Origin of the sequence: Bacillus sp. Xin1 (assembly GCF_013314535.1) — a bacterium.
Taxonomy (GTDB): Bacteria; Bacillota; Bacilli; order Bacillales; family Bacillaceae_G; genus Bacillus_A.
On record NZ_JABUAE010000027.1, the window covers coordinates 24,373 to 42,375 of the forward strand.

The 18,003-nt window shown below is 36.0% G+C and carries 21 protein-coding genes; 7 read left to right on the forward strand and 14 right to left on the reverse strand.

Annotated features, from left to right (window positions below):
• Positions 1-139: 139 nt before the first annotated feature.
• The 5 genes from HRG09_RS19865 to modA form a co-directional block, all read right to left on the reverse strand.
• Positions 140-973, reverse strand: coding sequence for an aldo/keto reductase (locus HRG09_RS19865; protein ID WP_174102591.1), 834 nt, complete (start codon positions 971-973; stop codon positions 140-142).
• A 1-nt stretch (position 974) separates the two neighbouring features.
• The gene (gene proC, locus HRG09_RS19870) at positions 975-1,778 is read right to left on the reverse strand and encodes a pyrroline-5-carboxylate reductase (protein ID WP_174102592.1); all 804 of its coding nucleotides are present in this window, start codon (positions 1,776-1,778) and stop codon (positions 975-977) included.
• Between the two features lie 159 nt (positions 1,779-1,937).
• Entirely contained in the window at positions 1,938-2,789 is an 852-nt protein-coding gene (locus HRG09_RS19875; RefSeq protein WP_174102593.1) for a GRP family sugar transporter, read from the reverse strand.
• A gap of 571 nt (positions 2,790-3,360) precedes the next feature.
• Entirely contained in the window at positions 3,361-4,035 is a 675-nt protein-coding gene (gene modB, locus HRG09_RS19880) for a molybdate ABC transporter permease subunit (RefSeq protein WP_174102594.1), read from the reverse strand.
• A gap of 5 nt (positions 4,036-4,040) precedes the next feature.
• Positions 4,041-4,847: a molybdate ABC transporter substrate-binding protein gene (gene modA / locus HRG09_RS19885; RefSeq protein WP_174102595.1), complete on the reverse strand. Its 807-nt coding sequence runs from the start codon at positions 4,845-4,847 to the stop codon at positions 4,041-4,043.
• 133 nt (positions 4,848-4,980) lie between these two features.
• Between modA and HRG09_RS19890 the strand changes: the two genes are divergently transcribed.
• The gene (locus tag HRG09_RS19890) at positions 4,981-5,928 is read left to right on the forward strand and encodes a substrate-binding domain-containing protein (protein ID WP_174102596.1); all 948 of its coding nucleotides are present in this window, start codon (positions 4,981-4,983) and stop codon (positions 5,926-5,928) included.
• 65 nt (positions 5,929-5,993) lie between these two features.
• On the opposite strand, the gene HRG09_RS19895 is transcribed toward HRG09_RS19890, so the two are convergent.
• Positions 5,994-6,098: a DUF3948 family protein gene (locus tag HRG09_RS19895; protein ID WP_174102597.1), complete on the reverse strand. Its 105-nt coding sequence runs from the start codon at positions 6,096-6,098 to the stop codon at positions 5,994-5,996.
• A 254-nt stretch (positions 6,099-6,352) separates the two neighbouring features.
• Positions 6,353-7,219 carry a LysR family transcriptional regulator gene (locus HRG09_RS19900; RefSeq protein ID WP_174102598.1) on the reverse strand — a complete coding sequence of 289 codons (867 nt, stop codon included), beginning with the start codon at positions 7,217-7,219 and terminating at the stop codon, positions 6,353-6,355.
• A 137-nt stretch (positions 7,220-7,356) separates the two neighbouring features.
• Between HRG09_RS19900 and HRG09_RS19905 the strand changes: the two genes are divergently transcribed.
• Positions 7,357-8,325: a DMT family transporter gene (locus HRG09_RS19905; protein ID WP_174102599.1), complete on the forward strand. Its 969-nt coding sequence runs from the start codon at positions 7,357-7,359 to the stop codon at positions 8,323-8,325.
• Between the two features lie 28 nt (positions 8,326-8,353).
• Positions 8,354-8,497 (forward strand): YrzO family protein, encoded by a 144-nt coding sequence (locus HRG09_RS19910; RefSeq protein WP_174102600.1) that lies wholly within the window; start codon positions 8,354-8,356, stop codon positions 8,495-8,497.
• Between the two features lie 70 nt (positions 8,498-8,567).
• Here HRG09_RS19910 and HRG09_RS19915 read toward each other — a convergent pair whose 3' ends face one another.
• A complete protein-coding gene (locus tag HRG09_RS19915) occupies positions 8,568-8,663 on the reverse strand; it encodes a DUF3948 family protein (RefSeq protein WP_174102601.1) in 96 nt (31 codons plus the stop codon).
• A 337-nt stretch (positions 8,664-9,000) separates the two neighbouring features.
• Between HRG09_RS19915 and HRG09_RS19920 the strand changes: the two genes are divergently transcribed.
• Positions 9,001-9,606: a lysophospholipid acyltransferase family protein gene (locus HRG09_RS19920; protein WP_174102602.1), complete on the forward strand. Its 606-nt coding sequence runs from the start codon at positions 9,001-9,003 to the stop codon at positions 9,604-9,606.
• A 70-nt stretch (positions 9,607-9,676) separates the two neighbouring features.
• Here HRG09_RS19920 and HRG09_RS19925 read toward each other — a convergent pair whose 3' ends face one another.
• Positions 9,677-9,772 carry a DUF3948 family protein gene (locus HRG09_RS19925; protein WP_174102603.1) on the reverse strand — a complete coding sequence of 32 codons (96 nt, stop codon included), beginning with the start codon at positions 9,770-9,772 and terminating at the stop codon, positions 9,677-9,679.
• A 305-nt stretch (positions 9,773-10,077) separates the two neighbouring features.
• Between HRG09_RS19925 and HRG09_RS19930 the strand changes: the two genes are divergently transcribed.
• The 3 genes from HRG09_RS19930 (at position 10,078) to HRG09_RS19940 (ending at position 12,503) form a co-directional block, all read left to right on the forward strand.
• Positions 10,078-11,055 carry a LacI family DNA-binding transcriptional regulator gene (locus tag HRG09_RS19930; protein WP_174102604.1) on the forward strand — a complete coding sequence of 326 codons (978 nt, stop codon included), beginning with the start codon at positions 10,078-10,080 and terminating at the stop codon, positions 11,053-11,055.
• A 163-nt stretch (positions 11,056-11,218) separates the two neighbouring features.
• Positions 11,219-11,548 (forward strand): PH domain-containing protein, encoded by a 330-nt coding sequence (locus HRG09_RS19935; protein ID WP_174102605.1) that lies wholly within the window; start codon positions 11,219-11,221, stop codon positions 11,546-11,548.
• Between the two features lie 118 nt (positions 11,549-11,666).
• The gene (locus tag HRG09_RS19940; protein WP_174102606.1) at positions 11,667-12,503 is read left to right on the forward strand and encodes a YitT family protein; all 837 of its coding nucleotides are present in this window, start codon (positions 11,667-11,669) and stop codon (positions 12,501-12,503) included.
• Between the two features lie 30 nt (positions 12,504-12,533).
• Here the strand turns inward: HRG09_RS19940 and HRG09_RS19945 are convergent, their stop codons facing one another.
• Genes HRG09_RS19945 through nirB form a run of 5 tightly spaced genes read right to left on the reverse strand, consistent with a single transcriptional unit; the run spans position 12,534 to position 17,903 of the window.
• On the reverse strand, positions 12,534-12,983 hold the full coding sequence (locus HRG09_RS19945; RefSeq protein ID WP_174102607.1) for a precorrin-2 dehydrogenase: 450 nt from the start codon (positions 12,981-12,983) through the stop codon (positions 12,534-12,536).
• Positions 12,976-13,686 carry a sirohydrochlorin chelatase gene (locus tag HRG09_RS19950; protein WP_174102608.1) on the reverse strand — a complete coding sequence of 237 codons (711 nt, stop codon included), beginning with the start codon at positions 13,684-13,686 and terminating at the stop codon, positions 12,976-12,978. The genes HRG09_RS19945 and HRG09_RS19950 overlap by 8 nt, the downstream gene beginning before the upstream one ends.
• Complete coding sequence (locus HRG09_RS19955; RefSeq protein ID WP_174102609.1) at positions 13,683-15,107, reverse strand: uroporphyrin-III C-methyltransferase; 1,425 nt, start codon at positions 15,105-15,107, stop codon at positions 13,683-13,685. The genes HRG09_RS19950 and HRG09_RS19955 overlap by 4 nt, the downstream gene beginning before the upstream one ends.
• Positions 15,108-15,167: 60 nt before the next feature.
• The gene (gene nirD / locus HRG09_RS19960; RefSeq protein WP_174102610.1) at positions 15,168-15,485 is read right to left on the reverse strand and encodes a nitrite reductase small subunit NirD; all 318 of its coding nucleotides are present in this window, start codon (positions 15,483-15,485) and stop codon (positions 15,168-15,170) included.
• 12 nt (positions 15,486-15,497) lie between these two features.
• Entirely contained in the window at positions 15,498-17,903 is a 2,406-nt protein-coding gene (gene nirB / locus HRG09_RS19965; protein ID WP_174102611.1) for a nitrite reductase large subunit NirB, read from the reverse strand.
• Between the last annotated feature and the right edge of the window lie 100 nt (positions 17,904-18,003).

The window sequence follows — 18,003 nt, forward strand, 5'->3', positions numbered from 1 at the left end:
TTTGTTTATTTGATTATTAGAAATATTACACCCGGACAAATGAACTGTCAATAAAACGAAATATAGTTTAAATTTTCAGTTTTTTATAAGTGTAATATAAAAATAAGAGTCACTGTGCAATTACACAGTGACTTTTCTCTTAAAAATCAAAATTATCAGGGTCTGGGCCAACACGATGATTTTCATTTAACGACTGAATTGCTTTCATGTCATCTGCGCTCAATTTAAAATCAAAGATGTTTGCATTTTCGATAATACGGTGTTCTTTAATTGATTTAGGAATTGTTACAACTTCATTTTGTAAATCCCAGCGTAAAATGATTTGTGCTGTTGATTTGTTATATTTTGTAGCAATTTCTTGCAATACTGGATGGTCGAGTAATTGACCTTGCATTAATGGTGACCAAGCTTCTAGTTGAATAGTATGTTCTTTACAGAAAGAGTGAAGTTCTTCTTGTGTTAAGCGTGGATGATATTCAACTTGATTAATCATCGGTTTAATTTCAGCGATTTCTAGTACATCTTGTAAGTGATGGATTTGGAAATTGCTAACACCAATAGCCCGAACACGGCCTTCTTTATATAGTTTCTCTAATGCCTTCCACGTTTCTGTATATTTTCCTTTTACAGGCCAGTGTACTAGGTATAGGTCTAAATATTCTAGCCCTAGTTTTTCTAGTGATGTTTCAAAAGCTTGTAATGTTGATTCATAGCCTTGATCACTATTCCATACTTTTGAAGTGATAAATAATTCTTCGCGGGGAACTCCGCATTCACGAATTGCCTGTCCAACGCCATCTTCATTTTTATACACTGCAGCTGTATCGATACTGCGGTATCCATTTTTAATAGCAACTTTTACAGAATCGATTACCTGTGTACCATCTTCAACTTTAAAAACGCCTAAACCAAACCAAGGCATTTTTACACCATTATGTAATGTTGTGCAATCTTGTAAGCTTGTTACTGTCATATTAATTCCCCCTAGCTTTTTTATTTGTTGCTTCAATTGCTTGGTGAATCATCTTTGAAAAATTATATTCATATAAAACTTTTAAACCTTCTGCAGTTGAGCCACCTGGTGTAGTCACTTGTTCACGAAGCATAGCTGGATCTTGTTCTTGTTCTAGCATAGCGGCAGAACCAGTAATCATTTGAATGACAAGGTGTTTTGCGGTTGCTTCATCGATTCCATAGCTTTTCGTTGCTTCAATTAATCCTTCAGCAAAGTGGTAAAGGAATGCTGGGGCACTTCCAGTTACAGCGGTAAGCTGATGTACCTCTTCTTCTGTGCATAGCTGTGCTGTACCAATTCCTTTTAAAAGTAGTTGCAGTGTTTCTTGATGTTCTTTATTTACGAAATGTCCCATTGTATATAGAGAAATAGACTTCCCAATTGTTGCAGCTGTATTTGGCATGATCCAGGCAACTGGTGTACCTTGAGGAAGTCTTTTTTCTAAATAAGATGGACCAATCCCGGCAGCAACGGTTACAACAAATTGATGAGTTAGAAGAGGTGATAATTCTGCTAATAATTGCTCATGTGCAGCAGGTGGCATTGCTAAAACAATGGTATCTACAGTTTGGATGTATTGTTTCCAATCACTCGTAGTTGAGATGTTATATTTTTTTTCTAATTGCTTAAGCTTTTCTATGTTACTTCGATTGGATACAATAATCTCTTCGATATGTTCATTACTTGTTTTGAGCAGTCCGGCGAAGATTGCTTCCGCCATACGACCGGCACCAATAAATAAAATTCTATTTTTCTTTGACATATCCTTTATTCCTTTCTGATTAGAATATGGTATAAAAAACGATAACATCTTTAAGAGATTTTTGTAAAAAGAAAAGTCTTATAAATAGAGTTTCATAATTAATAATAGGAAACCCCCGAAGCAGATATGCTTCGGGGGTTTGATTTATAGCTTGTGCAATTATGCTTTTGTCATACCAAGTAAAACAGCACCGCCGATAATTAGAACACTACCAAGTGCAATAAATATCATTTGACGCTTTGTTTTCTTTTCGCCTAAGAAGACGATTGCTCCAAATGTAGAGATAACGATACCAGTTTGAGATAATGGGAAACTTGTTGCTACTCCAACTCTTGGTAAAGAAAGAAGTAAGAATAAGTTACCTGTTCCCCAAAGTAGGCCAGATAAAGCATTACGAATTGCATATTTGTTAAATGGTTTATGTTTAGATGTCAATACAACTGCTCCAACAAACATACCGACTGCTTGCGGTAAAATAGCAGACCAACCATCGATATTGTACCAACGAATAATAATTACATATACAAGGTAGCCGAATGTAGAAACAATTAAAGTTAAAAGTCCTTTTTTCAATTGTCCTGGTGGCTGTGCATTTTCTTTATCATCTAATGAAGTGAAGACAACGCCGACTACAATTAAAAGGATTGCAATCGTTCCCAGAATGATCGTAGTAGTAGTAGTCCACTCACGGAAAGCGATAACACCAAAGATAGAAGTTGCAACAAGTTGCATACCAGTAGAAATCGTTACAGTTGTTGAAACACCTAGTTTTTCAACTGTTTTTAATTGGTTTACTTGTCCTAAAGCCCAGAATAAACCTGAAATAAATCCAACAATTAAGATTGTCATTGTTAAAGCAGGTTGAGTAAATACATACATAATTGTTGCGAAGAATAGAGCACCGATTGTCATACCTACCGTTTGGCTATATGCACCACCGCCCATTTTTACGCTTACTAATAAGATATTTCCCCATGCAATTGCAGGAAGAAGCGCTAATAAAATGTCCATTACAAGACTCCCTTCATTTTTCTATATTAATATAATTTAATTTCGTTCTAACGATCGGTAATTCCCCACTGAGAAAGTAGAAGATTACCGATTGTTAAAACAGGATGAAGAATTTATGATATAAATGCGTTTTCATTTCTTCATTTTTTCAAACACCTCCATATAATAACAGGAAAGTACCCGATTTAGAAAGTAAATTCAAATAGAATGTATATTTCTATAAATATTAAAATTCTGTTATTTTATTATAATAAAAAAAGACCTCAATTTTTGAGGTCTTTTTTATAAAGGGGGTTGGGGAAATAAAGTTACTTAGCTCTTTTTAACAAATGGGAAGAGGGGGGACAACCTAATTCCCATCGGCTTTACTTTATGACTTAATTATATGTAATACGGGAAGTGGTAACTATCGAATTAGCTTACAGTAGGATTACAGTTTTGTAAGGTTGGGATAAAGCGAAACTCTAATCAATGAAGGATTACTATACTCGAATAGCGAGATGAAGTATTTCATTCTACAAAACAATTTATTTTTCGGGAAATAAAAAGGCAGCCTTTGTCGAAAGCTACCTTAAGAAGTAGTAATTTTTTTGTTAATGAGTTGGATGCATAGTAAGAAAATGAGTGACATACCAACAGTTATGATAACGAGTGTCCAAGCAAGCTGCATATTACTTGCGTCAATTGCCATGTAAATGGCTGTAGGAATTGTTTGTGTCTTTCCTGGAATGTTACCAGCAAACATAAGTGTTGCTCCAAACTCACCAAGTGCGCGTACAAAGCTTAAAATCATTCCGCTAAGTAATGCAGGAAATGCAAGTGGTAGTGTGACGTGTAAAAAAACTTGATATTCACTCGCTCCAAGGTCGCGGGCACCATCTTCAATTTGCTTGTTTGCAATAGAAAAACCTGTCTTTGCTGATTGATACATCAGTGGGAATGAAACGACTGTTGAAGCGATGACAGCTGCCCATGATGTAAACATAATAGAGTGTTGAAATAATGATTCAATCCACTTTCCAACAGGGCTGTTATTCCCAAAAATAATAATAAGAAAGAACCCAATAACAGTTGGTGGAAGTACCATCGGTAACAGAAAAATAGTTTCTAATAACACTTTATAACGCCATGAGGAGCGAGCTAATACTCGTCCAATAACTGTGCCAAAAATCATAACAATAATGGTGGCGAGTGCAGCTACTCGTAAAGAAAGAAAAACAGGCGACCAAAGTGTATCAAATGTCATAGTAGTTACGATAGGATTGTAAATCCATATTTTTTAAAGATAGATTGTGCATCTTTTGACTGTAAATATTCATAAAATGAAGTCGCCTCTTTCTTATGCTTTGATTCTTTTATAACGCCTACAGGATAATGAATCGGTTCATGAGAATTAGCAGGTGCTGTACTTACAATTTTTACTTTGTCTGAAATAAGAGCATCTGTTTTGTATACAATGCCAGCGTCTACATTACCTGTTTCTACATATGTTAACACTTGGCGGACGTCTTTTGTTAATACGATTTTGTTTTGAAGGTCGTTCCATAGGCTTTCATGTGTAAGAGAAGCTTTTGCATATTTTCCAGCTGGGACAGATTCAGGTGTACCAATTGCTAGTTTCTTCACTTTTTCTTCCTTTAATTCTTGAAATGTTTTAATGGAGCTTTCTTTTGGAACGACTAAAACGAGTTCATTTCCAAGAAGATTTTTCCCCTCTTTTTCATTAATAAATCCTTTTTTGACGAGCGTTTGAAATTTATCTTCTGCTGCAGAGAAGAATAGGTCAGCAGGAGCACCTTGTTCAATTTGCTGCTGAAGTGCACCAGATCCGCCAAAATTAAAGGAAAGCTTTATGGTTGGTTCCTTTTGTTTATATTGTTTTTCGATTTCTTTGAAAGCGTCTTGTAAACTGGCAGCTGCAGATATTGTAAGTTCAACTGTCTTTTCTTCTTTTGCGTTTGTTTGGTCCTTCTTCGTTTCGTTCGTACATGCCACGCTAAAAACAAGAAGGAAAGAGAACATAAGTACCCCGATGTACCGTAATGTAAATTTGTTCATACATATAATCCCCTTTCTTTATATCCTATTTAATTATAACTAATTATATTTAATTATAAATAGATATAATTAAATATAATGTGAAATAAATCACTTTTTGAAAAAATAGGAGAAATTTTCTTTCTTTGTTACAATGAAAAGAGAAAGTGAGGAATCGTCTATGGATCATCATTCCTACACAACGGAAGAGGTAGCAAATCGACTAAAAGTCTCAAAGTTAACAGTGTATGATTTAATTAAAAAAGGTGAACTGCCTTCTTACAGGGTTGGTAGACAAATGCGCATTGATGCAGTTGATTTAGAACAGTATATTAAGCAAATGAAAACGGGGAAAGTGCAGATTACTTCTATGAAACTAGAGGTGAAGCATAGGGAATCTTCCTGTGTAATTAGTGGACAAGAGCTAACATTAGATATGCTAGCGAAGCATCTTGAAAGGCTTTTACCAGGTTCTAGTATGCTCCGGGCTTATCAGGGGAGTTTAATGAGTTTAATTAAAATGTCTCAAGGAGAAGGAAGTATCGTTAGTTTACATTTGTTTGATGGAGATACGAGGGAATATAACATTCCATATGTAAAACGAATTTTAGTTGGACAACCATGTATTGTAATGAACTTATTAGCGAGAAATGTTGGGTTTTATGTACAAAAAGGAAATCCAAAAGGAATACAAACGTGGGCTGACCTGAATCATTCATCGATTCAATTTGTGAATCGTGAAAAAGGATCAGGAATTCGTGTACTAGTAGATGAACAGGTGAGAATTCAAAATGTAGCGAAAGAAAATATTCGAGGCTATGATTCGGAAGAGTCTAATCATCTTGGTGTTGCCTCTCAGATTGCTAACGGAAAAGCTGATGTTGGCATAGGGGCAGAAAAGATAGCACAAATTGTGAATGTAGATTTTATTCCGCTTATGAAAGAACAATATGACTTGGTAATTTTAAAAAATAAAGAAAACGAACAACTTATTGAAGCAGTAAAAGAAATATTGCAATCGACAGAATTTCAAAATGAACTGCGAGCAATTGGTGGGTACGATATAAGTAAAACAGGTCAAATTATATATGAAACAAATTGAAAAAATCTGCTTGTCTTATAGACGAACAGATTTTTCTCTATATAAAGGGGTTAGGGGAAACAATTTTATAACACAAGACCTTGTGCAAGCGCATAAATAAAAGCTGTAAGAAGAGCTGAGCCACTTGCAAGTCCGATAAAGTCAAATTTGTTAAAAGTAATGTTGTTCATAGGTACCTCTCCTTATTTGTTTAAAGTTGTAGCAACTGCTTTTGCATCGATTAGGGCAGATAGCACCATGCCCATTGTATTTACGAATTTGTTTGTTTTCATTTTGTTCATCATGCATATCCGCTCCTTTTCGAATTGTTGTTACCCTTGTTTCTGTCTTAATTATATGGGATATGAGCAGGAGTAACTATCGAATTAGCTTACGGGAGGATTACAATTTTGTAAGAAAAAAGACATTCGTGTAAGAATGTCTTTTAAAGCATATTGATATGATGGTGCTCTTCAATTGTCTTTAAAAAGCTCCGCATTGAGTTTGTCAGATAGGTATCTTTACGGCGTATAAAGACCGTTGAAATACTCCCGTATTTTTCAGGAATCGGATGGCAGTGAACTTTTCCTGTAGTAGAAAGATGCCTAACAGCGGATTGTGGCACGAGTGTAATTCCAAGACCAAGTGCAACGCTATTTAAAATCGTTTCTAGTATGTTGAATTCCATAATTCTTTTTGGAAGCAAGCCTTCATCTTTGAGCCAGCGTTCTAGTTTGGAACGATATCCGCATCCTTGATTAAAGACAAGAAGTGGCGTTGTAATAAATTCCTCTATATGAAAAGCTTTATTTTTTGTGACAAGAACAAGCTTTTCAGTACAAACATCGTATTGTTCTAATAGTGGGTGTTTAATGGGTCCTGATATGAAAGCACCATCTAATTGATGATCAATTACTTTTCTCATAAGTTTCTCTGTTAAACCAGCTTGCAGCGATAAATCGACGTTTGGGTACTTTTTGTAGTAAGAAGATAGGATGGTAGGTAATGTGCTTACTGTTTCGACTGTGCCGATTTTTAAAATACCAGATGGTATACTACTATCTAAAAATACCTGCTTCAGTTCATCGACATCTTGCAAAATTTTATTGACGTAAGTGAGCATCTTTCTTCCTTCTGCAGTTAATGTCATTCCTCGTTTATGTCGATAAAAGAGCGGTGTTTTCAATTCATTTTCTAGTTGTTTAATACGAGCTGTCACGTTAGACTGCACATAATTTAATTCCTTTGCGGCATTGCTAACACTTCCATGATCGGCAACACTTTGGAAAATTTGTAAATCTCGTAGTTCCATTCCGCATTCCCCCTTGTTGTCAAATATCATTATAAGTGATAGATAGCATCATTTTGAATCATTTTACGTGATATATTTTTTCTTTTACAATTCTCATTGTGCAATGCATCGAGAATTACATAGAAGCGGGGGATTACGTGAGAAAAGGTCAAATGATAATAGGTGCACTGGCATGTTTAATTGCAAGCATGTCATGGGGAGCAATGTTTCCAGTTGCAGATCATGCGCTAGAATATATAGATCCATTTTATTTTTCGTTCATTCGTTATGGAGCAGTAGCAATTGTATTAATTGCATTATTGTTAATGAAAGAAGGCAAGAAGGCATTTCGTTTAGAAGGAAAAGGAAAGTTACTCGTTTTCTTTGGAACAATGGCGTTTACTGTATATAATGTACTTGTTTTTTTAGGACAAATGTTGATGGAGAAGCCTGGCGTTATGGTAGCGTCTATTATGGAGGCGCTTATGCCGATGATTTCAATTGGTATTCTATGGGGATATAAGCAGATAAAGCCGAAGAAGTACATGATGACAAGTATGGTTATTGCTTTTATTGGAGCTGTTTTTGTGATTACAAAAGGTGATATGAGTTTCTTCCTTACATTGAAAGATAATCTATTTTCGTTAGTATTTATTTTTATTGGTGTTGTGGGTTGGGTAATCTACACGATGGGTGGCCAATCATTTAGTGGCTGGTCGACACTTCGCTATTCTACATTGACATGTGTATTTGGTACCAGTGTAACAGGTGTTATAACGATAATCATTACACTGTTAGGGTATGTGCCAGTACCGAGCACGGAAACGATTTCTATCGTCAAGTACGATTTATTATTTATGATGACATTACCAGGTATTGTAGCGCTACTTGCTTGGAACTACGGTGTGAAAATTTTATCATCTATTAATGGGATTTTATTTATTAACTTTGTGCCCATTACTACATTGGTCATTATGATGATGCAAGGGTATAAAATAACAACTTTTGATATAGTAGGAACATTGCTTGTTATTACAGCTCTTATTCGAAATAACGTATGTCAGCGTAAAGAAGAAAGCAAGAATAAGAACATTTTACAAGAGGAGCCGTTGCGCCGGGCTGTCTAATAGGCAACGCATTTGGAGGATTTTTTATATGTTAGAGAGTCTATTGTTTTTCTTTGCGATTGGAATTGCCTGTGAGCTGGCAGCGATTAATCGAAATGGTCGTAAGAAGATAAAACAACAAGCAGAAATGATACAGCTTTTAAAAGAATTATATGAAAGAAAAGCATCATAAGAAAGACGACTGGGCATAGTCGGTCGTCTTCTTTATTACTATCTATATAAAGGGGAAAGGGGACACAAATTTAAATGAGCGTAGCAGCATAAATGAAAGCTGTAAGAAGAGTTGCGCCGCTAGCAAGTCCAATAAAATCTAATTTGTTAAAAGTAATATTGTTCATTATTATCTCTCCTTACTTGTTTAATGAAGTAGCAACTGCCTTAGCATCGACAAGAGCGGATAACACCATGCTCATTGTATTTACAAATTTGTTCTTTTTCATTTGGTTCATCATGTATATCCGCTCCTTTTCGAATGGTTGTTTGTTACTTTCTGACTTAATTTTACGAGATATAGAGGAAAGTCACTATCGAATTAGCTTACAGAAAGATTACACTTTTGTAAGAATTAAATTTTGAAAATTAATACTTAATTTTATTACCAACTACTAAAGGTTAGTGTTATAATTGTTTTAAAGATAGGATTAAACTTTGGATTTTTAGAAAGGGACGAAACGAATGTATAAACTAATTACATTTTTGTTGAAATATATATTTAAAACGCTTGGGAAAGTAGAGGTTCAAGGAAGAGAAAAATTACCTGAAGGTGGACCATATGTTGTTGCGTGCACACACACAAGCTTTATGGATGTATTAATGTTGGCGGCGGGGATGTATCCAACAGAAATTCATTATATGGCGAAAAAAGAATTGTTTGAAGGTAAGTTTACAAATTGGTTTTTTAAGAATGTGAATGCTTTTCCAGTAGACCGTGCGAATCCAGGGCCAAGTACGCTAAAAATTCCATCCCGTTTATTAAAACAAGGTAAAGTAGTAGGGATTTTTCCAAGTGGAACGAGATCGACAGAAGATGTTTCTTTAAAAGCAGGAGCTGTTACAATTGCAATGCGCTCTAATGTTCCTTTAGTACCGGCAGCTTATGTCGGGCCATCAAGTGTAAAAGAATTAATAAAAGGAAAAAGAGCACAGTTGATTTTCGGTGATCCGATTCAAGTAGGAGTAGGAGAAACATTAGATAGAAAAACAGCGATGAAAATGATGACGGATCAATTGAACGAAACATTTGAAGAACTAACAGAAACATTAAAAAAAAATAGCAATTAGGAAAAGACGACCGGGCATAGACGGTCGTCTTTTCATTACTATCTATATAAAGGGGAAAGGGGACACAAAATTATAGGAGCGTAGCAGCATAAATGAAAGCTGTAAGAAGAGCAGAGCCGCTAGCTAGTCCAATAAAGTCAAATTTGTTAAAAGTAATGTTGTTCATCATAATCTCTCCTTACTTGTTTAATGTAGTAGCAACTGATTTCGCATCGATAAGAGCAGACAACACCATGCTCATTGTATTTACGAATTTGTTTGATTTCATTTTGTTCATCATGTGTATCCGCTCCTTTTCGAATGATTGCTTGTTACTTTCTGACTTAATTGTACGAAATGTAGAGAGAAGTCACTATCGAATTAGCTTACAGAAGGATTACACTTTTGTAAGAAAACGATACGGAGCTGTAATGTTAGGTATATTGGACACAGACTCATGGAATTCATTAAGTTAAAGGGAGAGGTGAACATATGGCCAATATTAAAGATATTGCAAAGCTAGCTGGTGTTTCCGTTACGACTGTTTCACGAGTGTTGAATGACCATCCATACGTAAGTGAGAAAAAACGGCAAGCAGTTCTAGAAGTAGTGGAGAAATTGAATTACTCACAAAATGCAAATGCGGTTCATTTATCAAAAGGAAAAACGAATATTGTTGGTGTGATTTTGCCCTATATTGACCATCCGCATTTCGATAGGATTGTTGGAGGAGTTATGGAAGGGGCATTAGCTCATAATTACCGAGTTCTTCTTTGTCAAACAAATTATAACAAGCGAGAAGAAAGAGAAAGTTTACATATGTTGAAAACAAAACAACTAGACGGTATTATAATTTGTTCACGTGCGAATGATTGGGATGTAATTAAGCACTATGCTTCTTATGGAACGATTATTGCTTGTGAAGAGACTGATGTTTTTGGCATATCCAGCGTATATATAAATCATTTTGGGGCTTTTCAATTAGGGATGAATTATTTGATCAAGAAAGGCTACAAAAAAATTGGATATTGCACAGGGAGGAAGCAAGGAGCTAGTAGTAAAAAGCGATTTGAGGCCTATAAGCAAGCCTTACAACTGATAGATGAAGAAATTATCGAAAAGCGAATCTTTACGGAATGCTTTACATTAGAAGATGGTGTGAGGGTCGCACATAAGTTAAAAGAGATGGAGAATTCTCCTGAAGCGTTGTTAGTAGCTGGAGATGAAGTTGCTATTGGAATTATGACAGAAGCTAAAAGGTTAGGCATAAATGTTCCGCAGGATTTGGCGATTATTGGTTTTGATAATCAACCCATTTCCCAAGTGTTACAAATCACCACAATTGATCAACATGTGAAAGAGATTGGTAAAAGTGCCTTTGAACTATTTTATAAACAAATAAGCAATGATGATCGGAAACAAGAAAAAGTGGAAATTCCCTATAAGTTGGTAGAACGCTCTACGGTGTAGTTGAAATCCGTTATGTGTAATGACACATAACGGATTATTTTTTTGAAAAATGTTTTGACTGGAAACGCGTTTCATACTTTATAACTGATTTACACCGGTTATGTAGTAATCCATGGATTCTTTTCAAGTGTTACGACAATGAATTGAATTTGGGGGAATATTCATGAAAAAACTATTATTGAATGTAAAAGAGTATTTAGAATCTGATGAACAAATTTTATCTTTTGTGGTAGGAATATTTGAGAAAGATAACTTCACCTTTTCATATCAACAAGGTATATTTGTTGCTACTAATAAGCGAATTCTTTTTTATGGGAAATGCCTGTATTCTCCTATAACATATGAAGAATATTCATATTGTTGCATAGATGACATAGAAATGTTTCCGCGGTTAGTGTTTATCTATAATAGTGAAGTTTTGATGGCTAAGTATATTCAGGCGGGGAACGTGAAGAAGTTTGTTAATGCTGTTAGAGCGAACTTGAATAACTAAACAGACGTTTATGTAAACATAATTATATAGATGTTATAAGAAAAAAGAGTGTGGTAAAAACTATTTCTATGCCTCTGTAAGATAGTGGTACAATGTCAAATGGAGGAGGTTACAACTTATGTTTAATCAACGAATGAAAGAAATTGCATTAATTACAATTGGTTCATTATTATTTGCGATTGGCATTAACTATTTTGCGATTCCAAACCGTTTATCGGAAGGGGGAATCATCGGTTTAACGGTCGTCACCTATTATTTATTTGGGTGGTCACCAGGAATTATGAACTTTGTATTCAATGCGGTTCTATTAGCTATAGGTTATAAATTTTTTGATAAAAAAACGATGGTTTACACAATTCTCGGTATTATAGAAACTTCCTTGTTTTTATATGCAACAGAACACATTGGACACCAGGTAAATAGCGATACGTTATTAGCAGCTTTATTTGCTGGGGTGTTTGTTGGTATAGGATTAGGCTGTATGTTCCGCGCAGGAGGTACGTCTGGAGGATCAGCAATTTTAGCGCAATTAGCAAATCAATATTTAGGGTGGAGCGTTGGAAAAGGTGTTCTTATTATTGATATTGTTGTAATTGTAGGATCGGTATTTATCATTGGACAAGAAAAAGCAATGTATACGCTCGTTGCAGTATTTGTTGGAGCAAAAGTAATCGACTTCATTGTAGAAGGAATTAATACGAAAACAGCAGTTACAATTATATCAAGTCAACCAGATTTAATTCGTGAAACGATTACGAAACATATGACACGCGGTGTGACTGTCTTAGAAGGACGCGGTGGCTATACTGGGAAAAATAAAGAAGTACTATATGTCGTAATTAATAAACAAGAGCTTGTAAAATTAAAACAAGTAATCAGTAACGTGGATGAAGATGCGTTTGTTGTTATTCATGACGTACGAGATGTACTTGGCGGTGGTTTTAAAGCAAGCTAAAAAGATGAACGAGGGATTCGTTCATCTTTTTTATTTTATAATTTGAGGAAGAATCTTCATTAGTTTTTCTTTTATTCGTTTTGCAAAGGGTGGGCTTTTACCCGAAGTGGATATGCTTATAACATATTCATCACTGCGAATAACTGCGGGAGTATGAAAGGATGATTTTTTTCCATCACTTACAACATTCACCCATTGGAAATCGTGTGCAGCTTGTTTGACCATCATATTTACATCATGATGATTTGTTGCCGCATAGATGAGGTGTGCACCTTTAATATCTTCTTCTGAAAATGTTTTTTGTTTCCAAGTAATATAGGAAAGAGACTTCATTTCTTCACAAATATTTGGACTCACTACAGTAACAGAAGCTCCTGTACGCTTTAATCCAGCCGCCTTTCGGTATGCAATTTTCCCACCACCTATAATTACAACCGTTTTGCCCTCAAGATTACACATAATAGGATAGAAGTTATGCATGTACATGTTCCTCCATTCGCTCTAATAAAGCGGACTTCATATAGGAATCAAATTGAAGACAGTTACAAGTTGTAGCGTTCGCGTATTTTTTTGCATACCGATTTATTTTTTGAAGTAATAACCCGGTGAAGAGCAGATAAGGTATGACATATACATGCTTTGCATGTGCTGACTTTTCATTGAGTTCATCAGGAAAAGAAGGTGTTCCCTTTGTTAAGAAGGAGCAGGAAACTGGCAAGGAAATCCTTTGCTCGACAGCTGCTCCAATTTGTTTTAATTCATGTATAGGTTGAGAATCACTGCTACCACGACCGACAAGTAAGATTTCACTATTTTCTATTGGCATAGCTTCACGTATTCGTTTTACGACAAGTTCAATCATAAGCGGATGCGTACTAAAAGGTGGTACAACTGAAAATGTAATGTGTGGATAGAGCTTTTTTATTTTTTCAATTTCAAAAGGGACATCACGTTTATAATGGGCTGCTGCAAATAATAAAACAGGGACAATTAAAACCTCGGTCGCACCGTCTTGGATGGCTTCCGCAATTGCGTTTTGTGCAGTCGGTGTGGTTAGTTCAAGAAATCCAATTTTTTGGATGCTTTCGCTTCGTTCTTTTATAACGGACCGAACAAAGTGAATGAACTGCTCGTTGCCTGCTTGTAATCGGCTACCATGTCCAATATAAACAATGCCTTTCATCTTGCCACCACTTCTTTCTCATCGATGATAGCTTGTAGCTGTCGATCGATAGTATGGAATCCGACCTTATTTGCATATTGCAGAGTGAGTTCATCGGCATATGAGAATGGCAAATGAAGAATATTTATGAAACCAAGGCGTTTTACCTCAGATATAAACGTATCAATGGCAGTACGACCTTCAAATACGATACTATCCCATGCGAATTCCGTTAGCGTACGTGTATGAATTTCATCAAAACGATGATCAATTTGATATTCATGCGTCATAATATGAGAACCCGCACCTATTTTTTCTTGAATGATGGTAATGCGATTGATATTTCGCCCTAAGTAAACCGTTGTTTCGTTAGAAAATCTTGCTGATTCACTTAATAATCCATAGTCCATCAATGCTTTTTGGATAGTGCTATTCATATGTTGTAGTGTTGCTTGTAAGAAGCGAATATCTTTTTGATGCTGCGCACAGGATTGTAATAAGATTGCTACACTTTCGGGTGAACAGAAAACAAGGCGCTCGGCTTTAAATATTTCACAAAGTTGATCGGATGTTAATAGATGTTCTTGCTTTTTGAAAGTGGGTATTTGATATATTTCTGCCCCAGCTGCTTGTAACTCCTGTAATAGTATACTTGTTTTGTTTGTTGCAGAAGCAAATAAAACTTTTTTCCCGTGTAGTAATTTTCTTCCTTGCCAGGCAATTTGTTTACGTAAAGATACAACTTCGCCAACAATTGTCATCGAAGGATTTGAAATATGTTCTTTCTTTACGGAATCGACGATTGTAGAGAGTGTACCTGTAACAACTCTTTGTTTTCCGGTTGTACCCCATTCAATGACTGCTACGGGAGTATCTTTTTTTCTTCCTGTTTGCAGTAAGTTTTCACAAATTACAGGTAGGTTTTTAACACCCATGTAAAAGGCAATTGTATCACTGTTTAAGAGGGCACTGTAATTGACTTGGTCGCTAATTGCGCCTTTTGTATGACCAGTTAACAACGTTACACTATTACTATAGTTGCGATGGGTAAGAGGGATGCCGGCATACGCACTAGCTGCAATACTAGATGTAATACCTGGAACAATTTCATATGGAATATTTTCAGCTGCTAAAGCTGCTGCTTCTTCGCCAACGCGGCCAAAAATAGAAGGATCTCCGCCTTTTAACCGAACGACTGTCTTACCTTCTTTGGCAGATTGAATTAAATGCGTGTTAATCATTTCTTGTCGCATAATATGATTTTTTGGCATTTTCCCGCAGTAAACGAGTTCGCATGTTGGTTTTGTATAGCGAAGTAAACTTTGATTCAATAAGCGGTCATATAAAACAACATCTGCTTTTTTTAGGCAATCTATTGCTTTTTTTGTAATAAGTCCTTCATCACCAGGCCCTGCACCAACTAAATATACGTATCCGTTCATCTCTACACCTCATCTATTTTTACTTGAGAGGAAATCCAAAAGAGGGATTTCCTGTACAAGTTACATGTATATATAAATATCCCCGTCAATAACTTCTACTTCATATGTTTGAATACAACCATCATCAGGTTTTTGAACTTCACCCGTTATTAAGGAAATTTTCCAGTCATGTAACGGACAGAAAACAAATTCTCCAGAAACAATTCCTTCTGCTAAAGGCCCATTTTTATGAGGACACCGATTTTCTACAGCGCGAATGTCACCATTTGAAAGGCGGAATAAGGCGATGGACAAGTCCTTTATTCGCACTTCCTTACCGATTTGCACGGGAAGATCTTCGGCACGCATTATTTTTATTTTCTCTTTCGTTTGTAACATGTAGATCGCTCCTTACTTTACAGTTTCTACTTCATACATGGCTTTTAGTGACTGAGTTTCTAGTGCTTGTCCCCAAGCTTCTTCATATGTGTTACGAGCTTTTTGGAAACGTTCATTTAGCATAGCGACCATTTGCTTATCTTGCAGTATTTCTTTTATGTGATCTAAGCCTATTCGTTCTACCCAAGGAGCAGTTCGTTCGCCATAAATACCAGTTTCACGATAATGTTGTACATAAGCTGTAGCAATACGAAGTACATCTTCTTCCGTAGGGACAATCATGACAAAATCAGCTTCACGTACTTCTGTACCACCGTTACCACCAATATAAAGTTGGAATCCATTTTCAACACAAACGACGCCGAAGTCTTTTGTTAATGCTTCCGCGCAGTTACGTGGACAACCGGTTACACCCATTTTCATTTTATGAGGTGTATCTACCATTTCTAGTGATTGTTCAAGTAACATACCAAGCCCTAATGAATCTTTTGTACCAAAGCGGCAGAAGCGAGAGCCGACGCATGATTTTACATTGCGAAGGGATTTCGAATAAGCATAACCTGAAGTCATATCAAGGTCAGCCCAAACTTTTGGTAAATCTTCTTTCTTAACACCATATAAGCCGATTCGACTTGCACCTGTTATTTTTACGAGCGGTACATCGTATTTTTTCGCAACTTCGGCAATTTTCATTAAATCATCTGCAGTAGTAACGCCACCGTACATACGAGGAATAACAGAAAATGTACCATCATGCTGAATATTACCGTTCATTCTTTCATTCACGAAGCGGGATGATTTATCATCTGCATATGCTTCTGGGCGTGCCATACGTAAATAGTAGTTTAATGCAGGACGGCATTTTGAACAGCCATCTTCATGTGCGAAATCAAGGACATTTCGTACTTCTTTTGGTGATTTTAAACCTTTCTCATGAATTGCTGTGACAACTTCGTCGCGCGATAAAGTTGTACATGCGCACATACCAACAGATTGCGCAGATGCATCGAAGCTATCCCCGAGTGTATGAGATAAAATTTGTTCAACAAGTGGACGACATTTACCGCATGATCCAGCAGCTTTTGTGCATCCTTTTACTTCTTCGAAAGTTGTTAAATCTTGCTCTAAAATGGCATGAACAATAGCGCCTTTTGTCACACCGTTACACCCACAAACAGTGTCATCAGCACTCATGCTTGCAACATCAAGTCCGCTTTCTTCACCCGCTTTGTGAAGTAGAGAGGCTGGTGTGTATTCTTGTATATCTTCTTCTTTTTTCAACATGCTAAAGAGACGTGTACCATCAGCAGTGTCACCATATAAAACAATACCAACGACTTTATTATCACGAATGAATACTTTTTTATAGGAACGTGTACACTCATTAAAAATTGAAATCGCTTTTGTTTTACCATCTTCATAAATTTGTCCGGCAGAGAATAAATCGCATCCTGCAACTTTAAGCTGTGTACCAACAATACTACCTGTATACCCATCTGTTTGTGAGTTCGTTATATGTTTTGCCAGTATGGCACCTTGTTCGTATAAAGGAGCGACAAGACCATAGGCAATACCGTCATGCTCGGCACATTCGCCAACTGCATAGATGGATTCATCATCTGTTTGCATATAGTCATTTGTAACGATACCGCGATTTACAAGTAAACTAGCATCTTTAGCTAACTGTGTATTTGGACGTATCCCAACAGCCATTACAATTAAATCGCATTCTGCAACACTGCCATCTTCAAATTGAATTCCTTCAACGTGATCCGTACCAATAATTTTTACAGTTTTCTTTTCCATAAGAAATTTCATACCCTGTGCTTCTAAATCTTGGCGCAGTAGTGAAGCAGCTTTTGCATCAAGTTGTTGTTCCATTAAGTGTGGCATTAAATGAACAACATGTACGTCCATGCCGAGATTAATAAGTCCTCGTGCAGCTTCTAAACCAAGTAATCCACCGCCTATTACAACGGCTTTTTTATATCGTTTAGCAGCATCTATCATAAATTGTGTATCTTCAATTGTACGAAAGCCAGTTACACCTGGAAGTTCTGAACCTGCAACAGGTAAGATAAAAGCACTAGAACCTGTTGCAATAATAAGTTTGTCGTACATAACAATACGGTTCTTTTCTGTAACAATGACTTGTTCCTCACGATCAATATTCATTACTTTTTCATTTGTATACAGGGTAATGTTATTTTCTTCGTACCAATTGTATTCGTTCATAATAATATCTTGGATGTTTGTTTTTCCTTGTAAGACGTGAGATAACATAATGCGGTTGTAGTTTGGATGAGGTTCATCACCAAAAATAGTAATATTATAAAGCTCTGGATCTTGCTTTAAAATTTCTTCGATACAGCGTATACCAGCCATACCATTCCCGATCATGACTAAACGTTTTTTCATATTCATTTCCCCTCTTAAATGTGAAATGTTTAACAAACTTTTATATTTTTATTATAGAACCTTTAGAAAATAGAGAGTGTGATGTTTATCACAGTTTTGG